The following is a 20,488-nucleotide window of genomic DNA, read 5'->3' as shown; positions in this document are numbered from 1 at the left end:
TTTACAGCTCCCGCTTCAGATCAACGATGCGCAGGAAACCGGCGACAACAATTCCAAGCAGGACAGTCAGGATCACACCCACCACGGATGCCATTGCCCATTTGAGCGAGCCCACCTGTGTGACGATGACATTGCCCAGCAAGTTGACCTTGCGGCCCGAAAGCGCACCGGATGTGGCGAATTCGCCCAGCACCATGACGCTGACAAAGATCGCGCCGACAACAACGCCGGGAAGGCTCAGCGGCAGTATGATCTTCCAGAAAATCCGCCCGAAGCCGGCGCCGAGATCACGTGCTGCCTCAATGATGTTGCGATCGATGCGGCCCAGCATGAAGGCGATGGGGCCGACCATGAACACCACATAGATCTGCGTCATGCCGATCACCACCGACAGTTCCGAGAACAGCAACACCTCGATCGGCTGGGTTATGATGCCGACCTTCATCAGGATGATATTAATCGCACCTTCCTTGCCCAGCATCGGCCGCCAGGCCAGCACGCGGATCAGGAAGGAGGTCCAGAAAGGAATGACGCAAAGCACCAGCAAAATGGTCGAAACGGTTTTGCTTTTGACCAGCAGGCCGACATAAAGCGCTGCCGGATAGCCGATGATGAAGGTCAGGAACAGCACGATCAGCCAGAGGCGAATGGTTGTCCAGAGCGCGCCGACATAGGCCTCCGAGCTGAAAAAATTCTTCCAGCTGGCCAGGGTCAGCGTCGAGTCGATGGAGAAAGTGCTTTGCGTCCAGAAGGACACATAGATGATCATCACGATCGGCGCGACCAGGAACAGGGTCATCCAGACCACTCCGGGCGCGATCAACCACGGCGTCGCTGATTTCAGCGGTCCGCTGTTTGCGGGTGCGGTGCTCATTGGGTGCCCTCCTGTCCGAAAACGATGGCATGCGCAGGGTCCCAGGACAGAATGTAGTTCTGTCCGACCTTGTACTCTTGCGGGTCGCCAAAGCTGAGATGGTGCTCGACTTCGACGATCTTGCCGCCTGTCGCTTCAAAGAAATACATCACGGATGAACCGAGATATTCGCTGGTCAGGTAGCGAGCCTTCAATGTCGGCCCGGGATGCGCTTCGCCTTCGGCATACACCTGCACCCGGTCATAGCGGATCGCGTAGACATCGCGTGGCGACTTGCGCGCCGAGGGTGTCGCAGCGGCGCCAAACGGTCCTTCGAACGACCCTTGCTTGAGCTTGCCGTCAAACAGGTTGAACCGGTTGAGAAACAGCGCGACATCGGGGCTGGCCGGGGCATCGTAGATCTCCGACGAGGTCCCCGCCTGAATGATTTTTCCCGAATCCAGCACCGCAACAGTGTCACCCATCGCAAGGGCTTCGGTTTCACTGCCGGTTACATGCAGAAACGTAATGTCGAGCTTTTCGCGAATGGCGCGCAATTCTGTCTGCATCCGGTCGCGCAGGTTCGCGTCCAGCGCCCCGAGCGGCTCGTCCAGCAAAACCAGGCTCGGCTGCATGACCAGGGTGCGCGCCAGGGCGACGCGCTGCTTCTGGCCACCGGAAATCTGTTCGGTTGCGCGATCCTCAAGCCCGGCGAGACCAACCATCTCGACGGCTTCCTTGACGCGCGAATTGATCTCGTCCTCGGGAACGGTCTTGGTGCCGTTGCGCAGTCCGAATGCAACGTTCTCGAACACGGTGAGATGCGGAAAAAGGGCGAAATTCTGAAACACGAAGCCGATGCCGCGTTCGTGCGCGGCGACATCGGTGATGTCACGGCCCTGAAACCAGACGCGCCCGCTGTCGGGCTTTTCAAAACCGGCAATGACACGCAAAAGGCTGGTCTTGCCTGACCCCGACGGCCCAAGCAGCGAAATGTACTCGTTCCGTCCGGCCTCGAAATTGATCCCGTCCAGTGCCGTCACTGCGCCATAGCGCCGCGACACACCTTCCAGCCGAAATGTACAATCCGTCTGCTTCATCTGCTACTTCACCCGCCGCCCGAAGGCTGCATTTGGCGACTCCCTGTATGCGCTTTGTCCAAATCAAAAACAGTGATTGGAAGCGACTTTACCTTTTTTGTTCCCTTGCGATAGATAGAAACGCATATCGTATAAAATGTCTAATTAAAAATTCAACTATTTTTCTACGTCGCCAAAAATTTGGACAATACGCACATGAATTCATCAATTAGGGAAGCTAAGACCCCGTATTAAATGATCATTGCATCCATTATTCATTTATTCGACAGGTACGAGATACCTCGGCATTGAATCCCTCTCTGGAACCAGAGCAACAATCTTGAGCCGCGCCAGGCTCTTGAGCGCGATGATCCGCAAGTGCTCCCTGAGGTACTCCGCCGCCGCATCAATCTGACGCAAGCCGATGAGATCAAAAAGCGTCCTGTAGTTTGCCAGGGCCACATCATCAGGCGGCAGGCCCAGGCCGTTCAGAGCGCGATCCACCGAGGACAACAGCAGACGGTTGTTGCGGATCATGTCGACCAGCGCGGCATTGGGAGCCCGCTCCAGGCAATGCTGCATCAACGCATTTTCCAGTGTCTCCCAGTGCAGTTTGTCGCCGGTATCAATGTGCTTGCGGATCATCATGATCTGGTCGGGATCAATATGGTCGGCGGCAAGACGCAATGCGGCGGGCTCGACGATGCCACGCAGCTGAAACTTTTCGCGGATGACTCTGGCTGTCAGCGGGCCCGCCAGCCAAGGTGACTGGGCCCCCTTGCGCACCAGTCCACGTTCATTCAGCCGGCTCAACACATCACGCGCCACCGTTCGGCTGACGCCGAGATACTCGGCCAGCTCCGTTTCGATGACCCGGAATTCACCAAAGATCTGGCAGGCAGCAACCTCGCCTTCGATCCGGTCATACACATGCATCCAGGTGCCACGCACCTGTAGCGCGGTGTTGAGCAGTTCGGGGATATCAAGCTCGAACTCTTCGATGTTGCGGCGCAGCGGCGTCAGTTGTTCCGTTGCCGAACCCACCAGATAGCCCCGGCCCCGGAACCGCTGGATCAGGGATTCATCACTAAGTTGCCGCAGCGCGGCTTGCACCGGCACCCGGCTTGTCTTCATCCGCTTCGAGATCGGCCCCTCGAGCAACACCAGACCGGGCGGCAGATGACCGTCCAGAATATTGCGCCGCAGGACCTGCGTGATCAGCTCATAGAGCGGCTCCTGTGCCAGAGGTGTCAATGGCTTGGTCATGCGGCACCCTCGTTCACCGAGCGTATGAACCGGTTCCAGGCCCGCGCCGCGTAGTTATATTCATCCATGACAGTGTTCCACACGGAGATGCGACTGATCCGTTCGCGGTAAGATCCGCCCGGGCGCCGGGCGCCTGCCTTTACCACCTTATTGCCTGACGGCCCGCTCAGGTCGCAGCCTGCTGGCGCGCCTTCGTACCAATACTCCCATTCCTCCGGCGAAAGGCTCTCCCGCACGCGTTCAGGGACGGTCATGTAGTAGCCCTGCCGCGCCATCACCGCGCCTGCCGGGCCTGTCAGCCACCAGTTGAGATACTCATAGGCCATGTCCAGCTTGGCCCCGGACAAATGGCGCGACAAAGACCCGCCACCATGCCACGCCCTGTAGCCTTCGCGCGGTGACGCCTCGACGAAATAGTCCGACATCGCGCCAAGGTTCCCGTAGGAAGGCGCCCACATGCTTTGCACCGAAACCCGGTCTTCGCGCAAAAGCGCCTCCGCATCCTCGGCATTGACCCAGGAAGCGCAGAAGAACCCCTGCTGCCGCAGCAGGTCCAGCAGCCCCATCAGCTGATCAATCTCATCGATCGTCATGTTGCCGATATCCTCGAAGCTCAGGTCTCCCGTAGCTTCGGCGGCCAGCGCCGCATCGAAAAGGCCAATAGCCGGTTCGTCCACCAGCGCGATGCGACCCTTTGCCCGCGGATCAAGCAACCACGACCAACTCGCGCCCTCGGGCCCGAGGTCGCCGAAGACGCGGGTGTCATAACCGAAGGAATCCACATTGTGCGCGGTGGGCAACATGCTGATGTGGCGCATCTGCTGCTGGCCCAGCATGCCGTCCGGTTGCACATAGAGCTTGCGCACCGGTGCGTCGCCGTAGCCCGGCCACATGTATTTGGAGATGCCGCCGGTCTTGGCCAGATCACCGATCCTGTCCCATTCGGCGATCCGCTGGGTGTCGATCGGTTGCAAGGCACCCCAGTACCAGACGATGTCCAGATTGTGGAAACACTGCTCATAGACATCGTAATTTTCAGGGTCCATCGCCGCCTTGTGCTGGCAGGTCAGAAAGTCGAGCGACTCATATTCAATGTCGAACTGCAAATCCGCAACCGCCTGCTCGCGCACCTGCTCAAGCAAGGTCACGGCTGTCCCCCGCACCCTCAGCACCCGCCGTTGCACAATTGCCGGAGATGCGGGTTCTGACAGGATTTCGGGGCTGCTGGACATAGGTGTGATCCTGTCAGGGCTGCGGCGATTTTACCATACCACAGCGCACGTTATGCCTGCGCCGTCAGAACGTAAACACCCGTCTCGTGGAGGTCAACCTGCCAGCCCGGCTCGATCACAATCGTGGTCGTCACCTCTTCGATGACCGCAGGGCCATCGATGTGATCGCCCGCACCCAGCCCGGTCCCGTCATAGACCGGAGTGGACTGCAATTGCCCCTCGATCGAGAACACCATGTCGCGGTGTCCCTTCAGGCTGGCGTCAGCTCCCCTGCCCGCCGCGATCTTCATCCGGGTCGGTTTGGCGACATGGCCGACGATCGTGCTTTCGACATTGACCACCTCGACCGGATTATGCAGCTCATCATAGGTGTAAAGCTCCCGGTGCCGGGCATGAAACGCAGTCTTGATCTGCTCCAGCGAGGACTGGGTGATCTCGAAATTCTCGATCTCCACGGTGCATTCATGCACCTGACCGACATAGCGCATGTCGAGGCTGCGGCTGATCGAGATGTCCTTGTCGGCAAAACCGTCACCGGAGAGATCCTCGGCACCGCGCGCCTCGAGCCCGGTGAACAGATCATTAAGCTGCACTCCCGATCCCTCGGCATCCAGACGGATCGGGGCGGGCGCCATGTAGTTGTACTTCACGTCCGAAATGATCTGCCCATAGGCGCACAGCCCGGAAGCCAGTTTCGAGATCAGAACCTTGCGGATCCCCATCTCGCGAGCCAGCGCCGTGATATGCGCCGCCGTTGCACCGCCGGCCGCCATCAGCACGAAATCGCGCGGGTCATAGCCCCGTTCGACCGACACCCGGCGAATGGCGTTGACCATGTTGTTGTTGACGATGGTGAACATGCCATAGGCGGCTTTCTCAAGGCTCAGTCCAAGCGGGTCGGCCAGCTTGGTCTGGATTGCCTTGCGCGCAAGTCCTGTGTCCAGCGGCAGTCTGCCACCCACCAGACCATCGGCATTGAGATAACCCAGCGTCAGGTTCGCATCGGTTGTTGTCGGGTTGTCGCCGCCCTGCCCGTAACAGGCAGGCCCCGGCTCTGCGCCAGCAGATTGCGGCCCCATCTGCATCAGCCCCATACTGTCAATCCAGCCGATGGAGCCGCCGCCGGCGCCCAGGGTCTCTACCTGGATCATCGGGATGCCGATCCGGTAGCGCAGGAAATCAATATTCTTGTTGACGTTGGCCTTGCCATCCTTGGTCAGCGTGATGTCGAAGGATGTTCCGCCCATATCGCAAGTGATGATGTTCTTGTCGCCCCAGGGGGCCGCGATATCCAGTGCAGCCTGCGGGGCCGATGCGGGGCCGGAATTGATGGCGTAGACCGACTGGTTCGACACCACCCGGCCCAGCGCCAGGCCGCCGTTCGACTGGAAATAGCGCACCGGGTTCTTCGATCCCAACCCCTGAAAATAAGCATCGATCGCATCGACATAGCGTTGCAGGATCGGCGCGAGATAGGCATTGACGATCGCGGTCGAGGTGCGGGTGTATTCACGCACCTGCGGATAAAGCTGCGCGCCGACGGTCAAGCGCACATCCGGCATCATTTCGCGCACGATCTCGGCGGCGCGGTTCTCGTGCGCGGGGTGCAGCACCGACCAGACAAAGGAAATAGCAACGGACTCGACGCCTTCCTTGATAAAATAGCTACAGGCATCGCGAACGTCCTGCTCGTTCATCGGCGTATAGACCGTGCCATTGGAGATCACCCGCTCGGACACCGGCCTGCGCAGATGGCGCGGCACCAGCATGGTTGCCGGAGGATAATCGGGGTCATAGCGGTAGCCGTCTTCCTTGTGACCGAGACGGATCTCGATGGAATCCTGATGGCCCCGTGTGCAGATCAACCCGGTTTTGGCCCCGTTATGGGTAATCAGCGCATTCAGCCCCACCGTGGTGCCATTGATGCACAGATCGGAATTGGAAACGATCTCCTCCGCCGACACGCCGGTCTCCTCGGCGATCAGCGCCAGTCCGTTCTTGATCGCCAGCGTCGGTTCATTCGGGGTCGACAGCACCTTGAACAGGCTTACCGTCCCGTCGCGATCGGCCAGAATGAAATCGGTGAAAGTGCCGCCGGCATCAATGCCCAAACGATATTTGGTTCGCATGTTCTTGTCCTCTTCGTCTGGTTCAGGCTGCGGCTGCACGGGCGGCGCGGGTTGCGGCTTCATCAATGCTCAGCGTCGCGCGATCGGTGATGATGACACCGTAATCGAGCCGCGCGCCGTCGACAGAAACCAGACCGTTGCGGACATCTTCGACCACGCTGGCGATCTCGCGTTCAAAGGCATTGCCGAAGCCGCCGCCGCCAGGATTCTTGTTGGCCGCCCGTTGGCCGGGCTGGATCGTTTCGATCACATTGTCGGTAATGATTTCGGTGGCGCCATTGCGCGTCAGTTCCAGACGGCCGACCTTCTTGTCGACCATCACGGATTTGGCGCCGCCAGCCCCCATTGCCGGAATCCGGCGTCCCTCGCCAAAGGTGATCAGCGTCATCGGCGAATCCAGCGGCTCGACCTCCCAACAGGTGCCCGACCCACCGCGGAACCGGCCAGCACCGCCGCTGTCTTCCATCAAGCCATATTGGTGGATGATGATTGGATAGCTGTGCTCAAGCATCTCGATATCGCCGGACGTCAAAGCTCCGAAACAACATTCCGGACCGCAGGCATGCCAGCCGTCCTGCGAATGGGTGGCCCCTGCACCGGAGATGATCGACGCCAGCACCATGGTCACATATTCCTCGTCATGGCGGGTGTCCCAGCCGGCGATGTTGCAGCCATTGGCATGGCCCCAGCTGGCCGAGACCTTGTCGGGCGCTGCCTGCTCAAACGCCAGCCGCACCGCATCGGTCAGCGTCTCCATCGGAGTGGTGGTGCAGTTCATGTGTGGTGCGGGAGATTTCGCATTGCACAGGGTTCCCTTGGGACCCATGTTGACAGTGACGTTGCGGTAGAGCCCCTCATTGTAAGGCGGCGGCAATTGCGCAAACATCATCAGCCCCAGATAGACGCCCGAGTAGGAATTGCCCTCGTAGGAATTGATGAAATAGGGGATCTGCGGCGGGCTTGAAATTTCGATATGGCAGCTTTCGCCAGTGATCGTGACATTCGCGGTTATCTCGAAATCACCAAAGCCGTGGCCTGCATCCTCGAGGATCGCGGTGCCGGTGTAAGATCCGTCAGGCACTTGTGCGATCAGGCTGTTCATGTGGCGGTTGGCCATTTTCAACAGCTCTTCGATACAATCCTGCACGACCTCCTTGCCGTATTTGTCGAGCAGCGCGATCAGCGCCCGCGCGCCGACCTGACAGGCGCCGATCAGGGCGTTGAAATCGCCTTCCTGATCCCGGCGGGCCCGCATGTTGGTCAGGAGCATGTTGAGGATGTCATGGCGTGGCACCCCCTTGTCCCAGATCTTGATCGGGGGGATGCGCAGACCTTCTGCAAAAATTTCCTTGGCGTCGGGATTGTAGCCAGCCGGCACCGGGCCGCCAATGTCGGTCAGGTGGCCCTTGCACACGGCCCAGAACACCAGCTCGCCCTTGTAGAACACCGGATAATACATGCAGGTATCGATGATATGGCTGCCGGCATATTCGGGATCATTGTGCAGGAACAGGTCGCCCTCGTGGATCTCGCCTTCAAAGAAACCGTTCACCGCCTTCATCGCCGGGATCAGGGAACCCAGGTGAATGGGGATGTCCTGGCCTTGCAGGATCATCTCTGGGGTGTGGTTGAAAAGTGCGGTCGAATAATCATGCGCCAGATTGAAAACTGACGAGCGCGCGGTTTTCTCAAGCGTCATGGTCATTTCGCGCTGGGTGGTTTCCAAAACGCCACGCACGACTGAAAGGGTAATCGGGTCCACATTTGTCTGCGCCATAAGAAATATCCTTTGCGATCTGCGACGTCGGGATTGGATACGGCCCGCACCTTTCAACGGCACAGACGGGCTCCATTGCCGGTGATGCTGGTGACAAAACGGTGTTCTGTCTTGTCGCTGGGTGCACAATAATTTGTCGCTGAGTGCACAGCCGCAAAAACCTTTTGGCAAACGCCAACCAAGCTGCTCTACTCGCAGCTTGGGAGTCCGGTGATCATGTCAGAGAGCGATGTCGCCGCGCGATATTCGACCGCGCAAACACCACGGCCAGAGCGCGCCAGTCATTGGGGCGCGATCATCGCTGACGCCTATTTCCCGCTCAACCTGCAATTTCGAGACCCCTTGCGTTTCAATGGCAGGCTCAGTCACCTTGGACTGGGCAGTGTGGGCCTGTCGCGGCTGACCTCGGAACCGGTGCAGTATGAACGCCGCCAGTCCCACATCAAGGAAGCCAGCGAGGAAAAATACCTGGTGACCATTCCAAAGGCTTCCGCCGTGGAATTTTGCCAGATGGGCAAGGAGGTGCGCTGTGAGCCGGGCGGCTTTATCATCGAGCGCGGCGACGAGCCCTATCTGTTCAAATATGAGCGGCCCAATGATTTGTTCGTGCTCAAGGTGAGCAAATCGGATTTGGGCGACCGGGTCCACCATCCTGACAGATTTTGCGCCCGCGCCTTTGACGCAACCCGAGGATCCGCCAGACTGTTCACTTCGATGGTCGTTCACGCGCAGAAGAATGCCCAGGGCGCGGGCCATCTGGCCGAGGCGACGCTGGGCCGGCAGCTGCTGGAATTCCTGGCGCTGGCGCTGACTGATGACGCCCCTTCGGGCGACACGGCGGCATCAGCCGTCCGCATCGCGCATCTGGAACGGACCGACCGTTTCATCCACGCGCACCTGGAAGACCCTGAGCTATCGCCCGAGATGATTGCCGCCGCCTGTGGCATTTCCAAGCGTTATCTGCACGACCTTTACCGCAGCAAGAATGCCACCGTGTCACAGAAAATCCGTGATGACCGGCTGATGGCTGCGCGCGATCAGCTGGCGCTTGGTGTCACGGCACCGATGTCCGACATTGCCTATCGCTTCGGCTTTCCCGATCAGGCAAATTTCTCGCGCCTGTTCAAGGCGAGGTTCGGCACCACGCCATCCGCCTACCGTGCTGGTGAGAGAAGGTAGCGGCGTTTGTCACCGCTACCTTTTTCCAAAGTTCAGCCGAGATGCGCCCGGATATCCGACAGCATCTTCTTTCGGGCCTTTCGCGCAGCGGTGGCCTCAGCCATTTCGACCTTTTTGAATTTCACCGGCGTGTGCGGCTGCAACTGCCCGATGAGATCCATGTCGGCCGAGATGATGGCGCCTAACGTGAAATAACCGCCACCCGAGACCGCGTCGCGATGCAGCACGATCGGCTCAAGCCCGCCCGGCACCTGAATGGAGCCGTAGGAGTAGCACCCGTCAACGATGTTGGAAGGGTCGGCACCTGCGCCGAAGGGTTGCTCACGCGCAACGAACTCGAGCGGGCGACCGCCCTTGAAGCGATAGCCCATGCGGTCAGCCTCAAGCGCCACAGCCCAGTCATCTTCGAAAAAGCCATCCTGGGCAGCTTCGGTCAAACGGTGCCAGTAAAGCCCCGGCAGCACCCGTAGCTCTGCCGGTGTCCCAGGCAGGCGGCGCATCTCGACAGGGACGCTCTGGCCCTCTTCGATCATGTCCCCCTCACCGATCGGCAGCACATCGCCTGCCTGAATGTTGCGGCCGTTGATGCCGCCCAGCGCTCCGATGGGATAGGTGGAGCGGCTACCCAAAGCCTCGGGCGTATCGATGCCGCCGCTGATGGCAATATAGGCACGCGCTCCGGATTTGAGGAAATCAAAGCTCAGCGTCTGGCCTGCCTTGACGATGAAGGCGGTCCAGCCAGCGCGGGGCTCTCCATCAACCTTGACCGGCAGATCGGCGCCGGTGACCGCAACCAGTGCAGTCTTGTCAAACTCGATCACCGGCCCCATGAACACGGCTTCAAGACCCGCAGCACCTTCGGGGTTGCCCACCAGCATGTTCGCCGCGCGCAGGGCGAAGCGATCCATGGCTCCGCCCATGGGGATGCCAAGGTGGAAATAACCAGGACGCCCCAGATCCTGGATCGACGTGGACAGACCTGGGTTCACAATCTTAAGCGACATTGAGGGCCTCCATCAGTTTGCGATTGGTTCCGACCATGTCGGCGTTAAAGGCATCAAGATCGAAATCGACCTCGGCTATGCGCGGCGCATAGGTGCCCGCTTCGACAGCAGCAAGGATGCGGTCGTATTCCTCGCGGTCGATGGGTTTGAACTTGACGATGTCACCTGGTTTGAAGAACACCATGAAATCCTGGAGATATCCGACCTTTTGTTCGGGATCGAAGATCGGCATCGGCGTGATACCGAACATCTGATAGCCACCGGCGCCGCGCACCGAATAGATGCACGAGAAACACCCGCCATAACCCACTGTCTGCTTGGGCGTGTCCGTTCTGGGCCGCAGGTACTTCGGCACCTGGAGCTGCTTGTCGCGCTCGACCAGTTGGTAGAGGAACGGCAGCCCTGCAACGAACCCCACCATGGACACGAACCATGGCTGGGAATGATGCGCCTCGATAAACCCCTCGGCGCTGTCAAAACCGTTGATCCGGGCCGCATAGTCCAGATCTGTCCCGCTCGGATCCTGATGCCGTTCGCGAAACCGCATCAGGGTCTCGTGGGTCCAGGGGTCCTGATAGTAGACCGGGATTTCGACGATCCGGGTCGCCATCTGTTTTTCGGCATCGTCGGCCTTGTGTTCGAGCTCCTGAACACGGCGCATCATCTCTTCGGGCGCAATCACGTCCGGATCGAAGCGCACCTGGAACGATGCATTGGCCGGGCAGATCTCGGTGACGCCATCGATATTGGCCTCGCGCACCGCATTGCTCATTGAAAGCGATTTGAAGAACGCGTCGAGCGACATCTCGTCATCCATCTCGACATAGATGTGTTCGTCACCGCCATAGGTGTAGCGTGTTTTCACTGGATCTCTCCTTTTTGCGTCTGAGCGGTCAGGTTGCCCCGGGCAAGCCATGGCTCGAGCCATTGAGTGTGGAAGTCGTCAGCGAGGACCTGGCTGTCATCGACAAGCGCCAGATGCAGCGGGATCGTGGTCTTGACCCCCTCGATCCGAAGCTCCTTGAGCGCGCTCTTGAGCAACGCAATCGCATCTTGCCGGTCTTTTCCATGCACGATCAGTTTGCCGATCAGAGAATCGTAGAACGGCGGAATCTGATAGCCCTCATAGAGGAAGTGATCAAAGCGGATGCCGTCGCCTTCAGGGATCTGCAAAGCCGTAACCTGTCCGGGCCAGGGCATGAACTGCATCAGCGGGTCTTCGGCGTTGATGCGCACCTCGATGGCGTGGCCAGTACGGGTGATCTGATCCTGGGTCATGGAGAGCTTTTCACCCGCCGAAACCCGGATCATCTCCTGCACCAGATCAATGCCGGTGAGCATTTCGGTCACCGGATGCTCGACCTGAATGCGCGTGTTCATCTCGATGAAATAGAACTCGGTGGTGACGCTGTCATAGAGGTATTCGAGCGTGCCGGCGCCGACATAGCCAACCGCCTCGGCCAAAGCGACCGCCGTCTGGCACAGTTTGCTGCGGGTCTCTTCGCTGAGGCATTCAGCGCCGGCTTCTTCCCAGACCTTCTGGCGACGGCGCTGCATCGAACATTCGCGCTCATAGCAGTGCACGGCGCGTTCGCCATCACCCAGAATCTGCACCTCGATATGGCGCGGCGACTGGATCGCGCGCTCAAGATAGAGCCCGCCATCACCAAAGGACGCCGCCGCCTCGGCCTGCGCCTGCGGCGCCATCTTGCGCAACTCCTCTTCGCTCTGGGCGATGCGGATACCCTTGCCCCCACCCCCCGCTGCGGCCTTGATCATCACCGGATAGCCGATCTCTGCGGCGATGCTTATGGCATCCTCGACCGCATCCAGACGTCCCTTCGAGCCGGGAACCACCGGAACCCCGGCGGCTTCGGCCGCCTGGCGTGCGGCAACCTTGTCACCCATGCGGTCGATCGTGTCCGCCGAGGGGCCGACAAACAGCATCCCTGCGGCCTCGACAGCCCGGACAAAACCGGCGTTTTCTGCCAGAAAACCATAGCCCGGATGCACGGCATCTGCCTTGCCCTGGGTTGCTGCTTCAACAATGGCGGCTATGTTGAGATAGGACTTTGCCGCAGGCGGTGGCCCGATGCATATGGATTCATCGGCCAGACGCACCGCCAGCATGTCACTGTCAGCCTCGGAATAGGCCTGAATGGTGGTGATCCCCATCGCTTGCGCTGCGCGGATGATCCGCACCGCGATTTCGCCCCGGTTGGCAATAAAAAGCCGCTTGATCTGCATGGTCAATCCGCCAACTCGGCAAGAACCTGCCCCGCCGTGACTGCGGCCCCGCTTTCAAGTGAATAGGAAGCGAAAGTGCCTGCCACTTCGGATTTGATCTCGATAAAGGTCTTCATGACCTCGACCAGCCCGATGGTGTCGCCAACGGCCACCGCATCGCCTTCGGCTTTGTAGACGGGCTCTTCGGGTGAAGGCTGGGTGTAGAATGTGCCCGGCAGGGGCGAGAGAATCTGCGACATGGTGACGTTCCTTCTGGTTCCGGTGTTAGGCGCTGGCGCTATATACTGGGGAGGCAATCTTGATACCGCTGTCGGTCAGGCCTGCGCGAATGGCCTTGCCCATGTCGAGCGCCCCCGGCGTGTCGGAGTGAAAGCAGATCGATTCAAATTCGATCTCCAATTCGTCGCCTTCAACGGTGGTGACCATACCGGTCTTGCAGGCCTTGACGCATTTGGCGGCAATCTTTGCAGGGTCAGGCCGCGCCACCTGGCGGGCAAACACGATGGAGCCGCTGTTGTCGTAGTCGCGGTCGGCATAAAATTCGCGCACCGCCGGATGACCGGCACGCTGCGCGGCCGCATAGGTCTTGGAAATCCCCATGCAGAACAGCATGGCCTCGGGAGCGGTGACGCGCAAGGTGTCGACCAGCATCTCCGACAGCCCCTCATTGACGGCTGCCTCCATATACAGCGCACCGTGAAGCTTGACGTGCTGCAATGGTGCGCCGTAGCGACGGCCGAACTCCCGGATCGCGCCGATCTGATAGAGGATGTCGTTGACCAGTTCGGCCGCATCCATCTTGATGTAACGACGCCCGAAACCGCGCAGATCGGCATAGCCGGGATGGGCGCCCAGCCCGACGCCATGCGATTGTGCCAGTTTGACCACCCGGTCCATCGAATTGGGATCACCGGCGTGAAACCCGGCAGCGATATTGGCCGAGCTGATGATCTTCATGATTTCGGCATCGGGCGCATCGCCAAGGGTCCACTGGCCGAAGCCCTCCCCCATGTCACAATTCAGATCGATCATATCTTTCATAGTCAATGTCTCCTGGCCGTTTGGCACAGTTTGACCGATCCACACGAAATTGGTATTTCATTTTTATGCACGTACAATATCAGTAAATCAGATAATGCTAGCTGGCCGGGGCTCCGACGCATGAATTTCAAACACTTGAAATACTTTGTCGCAACAGCAGAAACCGGACAGGTCAGCCGTGCCGCCAAGGCCCTGTCGATCTCGCAATCGGCCGTCACCAGCGCCGTGCGCGAGCTCGAAGCCATCCTTGGAGCGGCGCTTTTTGTGCGCACCGCGCAGGGCATGGAAATCACCGACCAGGGTCGCGAATTCCTGGCCTCGGCGCGTGAAATCCTCGAGAAGATCGAAGCTGCCCAAAACCTCCAGCCACGCCATTCCGAAGTCAGCGGGGTCATTTCCCTCGCTGCCACCTATACCGTTCTGGGTTATTTCCTGCCCTACCATCTTGATCGCATATCGCAGCTCTATCCCGGCATCGAGATCAAGATCCACGAGATGAACCGGCACAGCATCGAAGAGGAATTGCTGACCTCGCGGATCGACATGGCGGTGGTGCTGACCTCTAACATCGAATCGCCCGACATCGAAACCCAGACCCTTTTAAGATCACCGCGCCGCCTGTGGGTGCCTGCGGGGCACCCCTTCTCCAAGGCGCAGAAAACCCCGTTGCGTGAAATCGCCAAGCAACCCTACATCATGCTGACAGTGGACGAAGCCGCCCACAGCGCGATGAAATACTGGAACGCCAACAACCAGCAGCCCAACGTCAAGCTGCGCACCTCTTCGGTCGAGGCGGTTCGCTCGCTGGTGGCCAACGCCCAGGGTGTGACGATCCTCTCGGACATGGTCTATCGCCCATGGTCGCTGGAGGGGCGCCGAATCGAGACAGTTGCCACCGACATCGAAATTCCGACGATGGATGTGGGCCTCGCGACACGCAAATCATCCACTCTCTCGCCCCCGGCGATGACGGTGCAGGACTATTTCACCAATGCATTTCTGTCACCACGCTATCAGCCCTGATGCTCGATATGGCAGAATCGGACGGCTACTCGGCCTATGAACTTGTCTACTGAATCCATCCTCGGAACTAGATGCCGTCTGCAATGAACTGGCTCTCTTCATGGGGCGACAGACTCGAAGGGACAGGGTTTCGATGCAGGCGCCCGCCGAATCTATCCCTCCATGTCATGGCCCCAGTTCTCGACAGATTGCTGCGCAATCGCCTGCCGGGCAATGAACGATCCGTTCCTCAGTGAACCTTGATCGCTTCAGCGGAGCAGGCCAGCGATTGGCGAAGACCGCCGAGGGCTATCTTGCTACGTGACCGGAGCCGCTGGTGACACTTATCTTACGTCACCAAACGCCAAGAACGCCCCTGGGGGCGTTGTTTATGCATTTCATGTTGTTTGGGAATTTGGTTGCGGGGGCAGGATTTGAACCTGCGACCTTCAGGTTATGAGCCTGACGAGCTACCGGGCTGCTCCACCCCGCGACAGGCCTCAAGCGTAGTATGCTTGAGGCATAAAAGCAAAAACGGGCCGCGACGTGCGACCCGCGGTGTTCCAATTTTCGTAAATGAGAAGATGAATGTTGCGATTTGCAGACCTGGCAGCGACCTACTCTCCCGCGTCTTAAGACGAAGTACCATCGGCGCTGGGGCGTTTCACGGCCGTGTTCGGAATGGGAACGGGTGCAGCCGCCCCGCCATAACCACCAGGTCGGCAAAGCGCAACATGCTTACTGGCCGGGACGGTTAGACGTCCTGGCTGACCATGCCCCACGCGAATGGAACACATCAGTAAACTGTATGAGAAGCTGGCGGGTGGCTAAACCCTTTTTGTCTTGTGAACACGTCGTCTCGTCCTTGCAATCTTTGTGGCTTTGCGAAGCGTTAGCTGCGCAAGTCCATCAAGATTGTTCGATGAGCACAAGCAATGAGAACAATCAAGCCGATCGAGCTATTAGTACTGGTAAGCTTCACACGTTACCGCGCTTCCACACCCAGCCTATCAACGTGGTAGTCTTCCACGACTCTCAGGGAATACTCGTTTTTGGGTTGGTTTCCCGCTTAGATGCTTTCAGCGGTTATCCATTCCGTATATAGCTACCCTGCTATGCCGTTGGCACGACAACAGGTCCACCAGAGATACGTCCATCCCGGTCCTCTCGTACTAGGGACAGATCCCATCAATATTCCTACACCCACGGCAGATAGGGACCGAACTGTCTCACGACGTTCTGAACCCAGCTCACGTACCGCTTTAATTGGCGAACAGCCAAACCCTTGGGACCTGCTCCAGCCCCAGGATGCGATGAGCCGACATCGAGGTGCCAAACAACCCCGTCGATATGGACTCTTGGGGGTCATCAGCCTGTTATCCCCGGCGTACCTTTTATCCGTTGAGCGATGGCCCTTCCACGCGGGACCACCGGATCACTATGACCGACTTTCGTCTCTGCTCGACTTGTCAGTCTCGCAGTCAGGCAGGCTTATGCCATTGCACTCGACGACCGATTTCCGACCGGTCTGAGCCTACCATCGCGCGCCTCCGTTACTCTTTCGGAGGCGACCGCCCCAGTCAAACTACCCACCATACACTGTCCCGGATCCGGATAACGGACCGCGGTTAGACATCCACGAAGATAAGGGTGGTATTTCAAGGATGGCTCCACGCGAGCTGGCGCCCACGCTTCAAAGCCTACCACCTATCCTACACATGCCTTGGCGAATGCCAGTGTAAAGCTATAGTAAAGGTGCACGGGGTCTTTCCGTCTGACCGCAGGAACCCCGCATCTTCACGGGGAATTCAATTTCACTGAGTCTGCGTTGGAGACAGCGGGGAAGTCGTTACGCCATTCGTGCAGGTCGGAACTTACCCGACAAGGAATTTCGCTACCTTAGGACCGTTATAGTTACGGCCGCCGTTTACTGGGGCTTCGATTCAAAGCTTGCACCTCTCCTCTTAACCTTCCAGCACCGGGCAGGCGTCAGGCCCTATACGTCGTCTTGCGACTTCGCAGAGCCCTGTGTTTTTGATAAACAGTCGCTACCCCCTGGTCTGTGCCACCCTCTTTCACTTGCGTAAAAAAGGGTCACGCTTCTTCCGAAGTTACGCGTGCAATTTGCCGAGTTCCTTCAACGCAGTTCTCTCAAGCGCCTTGGTATTCTCTACCTGACCACCTGTGTCGGTTTCGGGTACGGTCTATACGGTGGAGCTATTTCCTGGAACCTCTTCGCTGCACCTCCAATCCAGTAAGGAGATACAACACACGAGATCCGTCACTACCACCAGGCCCACGAATATTAACGTGGTTCCCATCGACTACGCCTTTCGGCCTCGCCTTAGGGGCCGGCTCACCCTGCTCAGATTAACTTTAAGCAGGAACCCTTGGTCTTTCGGCGAGGGAGTCTCTCACTCCCTTTATCGTTACTCATGTCAACATTCGCACTTCTGATATCTCCAGGAGCCCTCACGGGTCTCCCTTCACAGACTTACAGAACGCTCCGCTACCACGTACACTTGCGTGCACATCCTCAGCTTCGGTGCATGGCTTTAGCCCCGGTACATTTTCGGCGCAAGACCCCTTAATTAGACCAGTGAGCTGTTACGCTTTCTTTAAATGATGGCTGCTTCTAAGCCAACATCCTGGTTGTTTTGGGAGTCTCACATCCTTTCCCACTTAGCCATGACTTGGGGACCTTAGATGGAGGTCAGGGTTGTTTCCCTTTCCACGACGGACGTTAGCACCCGCCGTGTGTCTGCCGATTAGTACTCCTCGGTATTCGGAGTTTGGTTAGGATCAGTAAGACGGTGAGTCCCCATAGCCCATCCAGTGCTCTACCCCCGAGGGTATTCGATCGACGCACTACCTAAATAGTTTTCGCGGAGAACCAGCTATCTCCGAGTTTGATTGGCCTTTCACCCCTAACCACAAGTCATCCCGATCTATTGCAACAGATATGGGTTCGGTCCTCCAGTTGGTGTTACCCAACCTTCAACCTGCTCATGGCTAGATCACTCGGTTTCGGGTCTAATGCAACAAACTAACGCCCTATTAAGACTCGCTTTCGCTGCGCCTACACCTATCGGCTTAAGCTTGCTAGCTGCACTAAGTCGTTGACCCATTATACAAAAGGTACGCCGTCACCCTTGCGGGCTCCGACTGCTTGTAGGCATCCGGTTTCAGGAACTATTTCACTCCCCTTGTCGGGGTGCTTTTCACCTTTCCCTCACGGTACTTGTTCGCTATCGGTCATGCACGAGTACTTAGGCTTGGAGGGTGGTCCCCCCACGTTCAGACAGGATTTCACGTGTCCCGCCTTACTCTAGGACAATGATAAGGATTACGTGTACGGGGCTATCACCCGCTACGGCCGACCTTTCCAGATCATTCCACTTTACTTACCAATGCCACTGGCCTGGTCCGCGTTCGCTCGCCGCTACTGACGGAGTCTCGGTTGATGTCCTTTCCTACGGGTACTTAGATGTTTCAGTTCCCCGCGTTCGCTTCTTACCCCTATGTATTCAGGATAAGATACCTTGTAACGATACCTAGAAACCATTGCAGTCGACAGCTTGACCACATGAAGCAAGCTTCACATGACCGGCCAATGCATTCCGCGTGAGCGGTCAGCACCAGCTAAACCGGCAACTATAATGATTTTCTAGGCATCTAAGGTGGGTTTCCCCATTCGGAAATCCACGGATCAAAGCTTATTCGCAGCTCCCCGTGGCTTATCGCAGCGTATCACGTCCTTCCATCGCCTGTGCATGCCAAGGCATCCACCGAATGCCCTTATAACGCTTGATCATTCTCATTGCCAATGCCCATCCCATTTGACTTCCCTCACAAACCTTGCGGCTTGCCAGGTCAATCCTGCTTCCAAATGCATGGAAACACCGAATGGCCCAGACCCTTGCAAGGGTCAAAGCCACTCAAAAAACCAAAGCTACCTTTTACAGCCCTGGTTATGTCAGATGTCATCGACGTGTTCGGACCCTGCCTATGGTGACAAACGCGCCGGCGTTCATCAGGCATGGGTCCTTAAGACCAGCTTCTCGAGATTTGTCCGGTGACGCGCGGTCAGGCAACGCCAATCAGATCATCTGTCATCCGAAGCAAGCTTCAAATACCAGACAACCCATCTGACAGGCTTACCTATCTTGCTCCAGACCCTCATCCCGTGTCGAGCCGGCTAGGCAATCAACAGGATTCAAACGGGTCCGGGCTCGAACATGAACACCTAAGTGGTCACACCTGGAAGCCTCCAGACAATATCTTCTCTTTACGATGTATCAGAACAGGCGAGAGACCTAAGCTCACGCAATTTGTGTTTTTTCTTGCAAGGATGACGCAATGGAAATAGCTGAACCAGACCATCAGATCAATTTGACACCCTTGATCGCAAAGCGATCAAGCAAGGTCTGCCAAATCAACGAAGATGGTGGAGCTTATCGGGATCGAACCGATGACCCCCTGCTTGCAAAGCAGGTGCTCTCCCAGCTGAGCTAAAGCCCCGAAGCCGAGCAAGGCGTCAAAAACACCTCAAGCTCAAACCCGGATCCATATCTAAACCACATTCAAACCACATCCGGAGGCTCTCGACGTCGCTTGCTTGCGCAAGCTTGTCTGCCGCCTCGCTCATCCTGCCTAAGGCAAGTTGAGCTTGGTGGGCCCGGGTAGATTCGAACTACCGACCTCACCCTTATCAGGGGTGCGCTCTAACCAACTGAGCTACGGGCCCGGACCACGGAATGCCCGCGGGCCCGCCCCGTACCTGCCGGAGTGCCAGTAGGCGTGGTTCGTCATCCTTGAAGAAAGAGAAACGTAGACGGCGGCCGACTAGTCTAGTGTGGACCGGAATGACTTTCCAGTCCGTGTTCTAACAAGAGGTTTTTACATCTCTCTGTCGAAACAGAGCTGACAAAAACCGCTTCCTTAGAAAGGAGGTGATCCAGCCGCAGGTTCCCCTACGGCTACCTTGTTACGACTTCACCCCAGTCGCTGACCCTACCGTGGTCGACTGCCTCCCTTGCGGGTTAGCGCATCGCCTTCGGGTAGAACCAACTCCCATGGTGTGACGGGCGGTGTGTACAAGGCCGGGAACGTATTCACCGCGGCATGCTGATCCGCGATTACTAGCGATTCCAACTTCATGGGGTCGAGTTGCAGACCCCAATCCGAACTGAGATGGTTTTTGGAGATTAGCTCGACGTTGCCGTCTCGCTGCCCACTGTCACCACCATTGTAGCACGTGTGTAGCCCAGCCCGTAAGGGCCATGAGGACTTGACGTCATCTTCACCTTCCTCGCGGCTTATCACCGGCAGTCCCCTTAGAGTGCCCAACTTAATGCTGGCAACTAAGGGCGAAGGTTGCGCTCGTTGCGGGACTTAACCAACATCGTCACGACACGAGCTGACGACAGCCATGCAGCACCTGTCACCGATCCAGCCGAACTGAAGGAATCCATCTCTGGAAACCGCGATCGGGATGTCAAGGGCTGGTAAGGTTCTGCGCGTTGCTTCGAATTAAACCACATGCTCACACCGCTTGTGCGGGCCCCCCGTCAATTCCTTTGAGTTTTAATCTTGCGACCGTACTCCCCAGGCGGAATGTTTAATGCGTTAGCTGCGCCACCGAACAGTAAACTGCCCGACGGCTAACATTCATCGTTT

General features: G+C 57.9%; 13 protein-coding genes, 3 tRNA genes, 2 rRNA genes and 1 other annotated feature. Of the genes, 2 read left to right on the top strand and 16 right to left on the bottom strand.

Going from position 1 to position 20,488, the window contains the following annotated elements; all coding sequences use genetic code 11:
- Position 1 precedes the first annotated feature (1 nt).
- From IMCC20628_RS00095 to IMCC20628_RS00070, 6 genes are all read right to left on the bottom strand, one after another.
- Positions 2-874 carry an ABC transporter permease gene (locus IMCC20628_RS00095; RefSeq protein WP_047028498.1) on the bottom strand — a complete coding sequence of 291 codons (873 nt, stop codon included), beginning with the start codon at positions 872-874 and terminating at the stop codon, positions 2-4.
- On the bottom strand, positions 871-1,953 hold the full coding sequence (locus tag IMCC20628_RS00090) for an ABC transporter ATP-binding protein (RefSeq protein ID WP_047028497.1): 1,083 nt from the start codon (positions 1,951-1,953) through the stop codon (positions 871-873). Before IMCC20628_RS00090 ends, IMCC20628_RS00095 begins: the two co-directional genes overlap by 4 nt.
- A 258-nt stretch (positions 1,954-2,211) precedes the next feature.
- Positions 2,212-3,198, bottom strand: a complete 987-nt coding sequence (locus IMCC20628_RS00085) for a GntR family transcriptional regulator (protein ID WP_047028496.1) — start codon at positions 3,196-3,198, stop codon at positions 2,212-2,214.
- Entirely contained in the window at positions 3,195-4,430 is a 1,236-nt protein-coding gene (locus IMCC20628_RS00080; RefSeq protein ID WP_047028495.1) for a signal peptide prediction, read from the bottom strand. Before IMCC20628_RS00080 ends, IMCC20628_RS00085 begins: the two co-directional genes overlap by 4 nt.
- A gap of 50 nt (positions 4,431-4,480) precedes the next feature.
- A complete protein-coding gene (locus IMCC20628_RS00075) occupies positions 4,481-6,559 on the bottom strand; it encodes a hydantoinase/oxoprolinase family protein (RefSeq protein WP_047032117.1) in 2,079 nt (692 codons plus the stop codon).
- A gap of 22 nt (positions 6,560-6,581) precedes the next feature.
- Entirely contained in the window at positions 6,582-8,336 is a 1,755-nt protein-coding gene (locus tag IMCC20628_RS00070; RefSeq protein ID WP_047028494.1) for a hydantoinase B/oxoprolinase family protein, read from the bottom strand.
- Between the two features lie 216 nt (positions 8,337-8,552).
- Here IMCC20628_RS00070 and IMCC20628_RS00065 point away from each other — a divergent pair, with 216 nt between their 5' ends.
- Positions 8,553-9,515: a helix-turn-helix domain-containing protein gene (locus IMCC20628_RS00065; protein WP_047028493.1), complete on the top strand. Its 963-nt coding sequence runs from the start codon at positions 8,553-8,555 to the stop codon at positions 9,513-9,515.
- 32 nt (positions 9,516-9,547) lie between these two features.
- Here IMCC20628_RS00065 and IMCC20628_RS00060 read toward each other — a convergent pair whose 3' ends face one another.
- The 5 genes from IMCC20628_RS00060 to IMCC20628_RS00040 are packed head-to-tail and all read right to left on the bottom strand — an operon-like array spanning position 9,548 to position 13,807.
- Positions 9,548-10,519: a biotin-dependent carboxyltransferase family protein gene (locus tag IMCC20628_RS00060; RefSeq protein WP_047028492.1), complete on the bottom strand. Its 972-nt coding sequence runs from the start codon at positions 10,517-10,519 to the stop codon at positions 9,548-9,550.
- Positions 10,509-11,384, bottom strand: coding sequence for a carboxyltransferase domain-containing protein (locus IMCC20628_RS00055; RefSeq protein ID WP_047028491.1), 876 nt, complete (start codon positions 11,382-11,384; stop codon positions 10,509-10,511). The genes IMCC20628_RS00060 and IMCC20628_RS00055 overlap by 11 nt, the downstream gene beginning before the upstream one ends.
- Positions 11,381-12,766, bottom strand: a complete 1,386-nt coding sequence (locus IMCC20628_RS00050) for an acetyl-CoA carboxylase biotin carboxylase subunit (protein WP_047028490.1) — start codon at positions 12,764-12,766, stop codon at positions 11,381-11,383. Before IMCC20628_RS00050 ends, IMCC20628_RS00055 begins: the two co-directional genes overlap by 4 nt.
- A 2-nt stretch (positions 12,767-12,768) precedes the next feature.
- On the bottom strand, positions 12,769-13,005 hold the full coding sequence (locus IMCC20628_RS00045; protein WP_047028489.1) for an acetyl-CoA carboxylase: 237 nt from the start codon (positions 13,003-13,005) through the stop codon (positions 12,769-12,771).
- Between the two features lie 25 nt (positions 13,006-13,030).
- Entirely contained in the window at positions 13,031-13,807 is a 777-nt protein-coding gene (locus tag IMCC20628_RS00040) for a 5-oxoprolinase subunit PxpA (RefSeq protein ID WP_047028488.1), read from the bottom strand.
- Between the two features lie 120 nt (positions 13,808-13,927).
- On the opposite strand from IMCC20628_RS00040, the gene IMCC20628_RS00035 reads away from it, so the two are divergent.
- Positions 13,928-14,830 (top strand): LysR family transcriptional regulator, encoded by a 903-nt coding sequence (locus IMCC20628_RS00035; protein WP_047028487.1) that lies wholly within the window; start codon positions 13,928-13,930, stop codon positions 14,828-14,830.
- Between the two features lie 395 nt (positions 14,831-15,225).
- Here the strand turns inward: IMCC20628_RS00035 and IMCC20628_RS00030 are convergent.
- From IMCC20628_RS00030 to IMCC20628_RS00010, 5 genes are all read right to left on the bottom strand, one after another.
- A tRNA-Met gene (locus tag IMCC20628_RS00030) sits at positions 15,226-15,302 on the bottom strand.
- A gap of 111 nt (positions 15,303-15,413) precedes the next feature.
- Positions 15,414-15,528, bottom strand: a 5S ribosomal RNA gene (rrf, locus tag IMCC20628_RS00025).
- A gap of 222 nt (positions 15,529-15,750) precedes the next feature.
- Positions 15,751-18,622 (bottom strand): 23S ribosomal RNA (locus IMCC20628_RS00020).
- A 632-nt stretch (positions 18,623-19,254) separates the two neighbouring features.
- A tRNA-Ala gene (locus IMCC20628_RS00015) sits at positions 19,255-19,330 on the bottom strand.
- Between the two features lie 149 nt (positions 19,331-19,479).
- Positions 19,480-19,556 (bottom strand) — tRNA-Ile (locus IMCC20628_RS00010).
- A gap of 198 nt (positions 19,557-19,754) precedes the next feature.
- Positions 19,755-20,488 (bottom strand) — a sequence feature (16S ribosomal RNA rRNA prediction is too short).

The sequence above is a fragment of the Hoeflea sp. IMCC20628 genome (genome assembly GCF_001011155.1).
Classification (GTDB): domain Bacteria; phylum Pseudomonadota; class Alphaproteobacteria; order Rhizobiales; family Rhizobiaceae; genus Hoeflea.
This window is presented reverse-complemented; position numbering and strand designations above follow the sequence as displayed.

What these genes read in the sequence shown, in the direction of transcription:
- IMCC20628_RS00045 (WP_047028489.1), bottom strand. Translation starts at nt 13,005, where the DNA reads ATGTCGCAGATTCTCTCGCCCCTGCCGGGCACATTCTACACCCAGCCT.
- IMCC20628_RS00075 (WP_047032117.1), bottom strand. Translation starts at nt 6,559, where the DNA reads ATGCGAACCAAATATCGTTTGGGCATTGATGCCGGCGGCACTTTCACC.
- IMCC20628_RS00040 (WP_047028488.1), bottom strand. Translation starts at nt 13,807, where the DNA reads ATGAAAGATATGATCGATCTGAATTGTGACATGGGGGAGGGCTTCGGC.
- IMCC20628_RS00035 (WP_047028487.1), top strand. Translation starts at nt 13,928, where the DNA reads ATGAATTTCAAACACTTGAAATACTTTGTCGCAACAGCAGAAACCGGA.
- IMCC20628_RS00050 (WP_047028490.1), bottom strand. Translation starts at nt 12,766, where the DNA reads ATGCAGATCAAGCGGCTTTTTATTGCCAACCGGGGCGAAATCGCGGTG.
- IMCC20628_RS00085 (WP_047028496.1), bottom strand. Translation starts at nt 3,198, where the DNA reads ATGACCAAGCCATTGACACCTCTGGCACAGGAGCCGCTCTATGAGCTG.
- IMCC20628_RS00080 (WP_047028495.1), bottom strand. Translation starts at nt 4,430, where the DNA reads ATGTCCAGCAGCCCCGAAATCCTGTCAGAACCCGCATCTCCGGCAATT.
- IMCC20628_RS00070 (WP_047028494.1), bottom strand. Translation starts at nt 8,336, where the DNA reads ATGGCGCAGACAAATGTGGACCCGATTACCCTTTCAGTCGTGCGTGGC.
- IMCC20628_RS00060 (WP_047028492.1), bottom strand. Translation starts at nt 10,519, where the DNA reads ATGTCGCTTAAGATTGTGAACCCAGGTCTGTCCACGTCGATCCAGGAT.
- IMCC20628_RS00065 (WP_047028493.1), top strand. Translation starts at nt 8,553, where the DNA reads ATGTCAGAGAGCGATGTCGCCGCGCGATATTCGACCGCGCAAACACCA.
- IMCC20628_RS00090 (WP_047028497.1), bottom strand. Translation starts at nt 1,953, where the DNA reads ATGAAGCAGACGGATTGTACATTTCGGCTGGAAGGTGTGTCGCGGCGC.
- IMCC20628_RS00095 (WP_047028498.1), bottom strand. Translation starts at nt 874, where the DNA reads ATGAGCACCGCACCCGCAAACAGCGGACCGCTGAAATCAGCGACGCCG.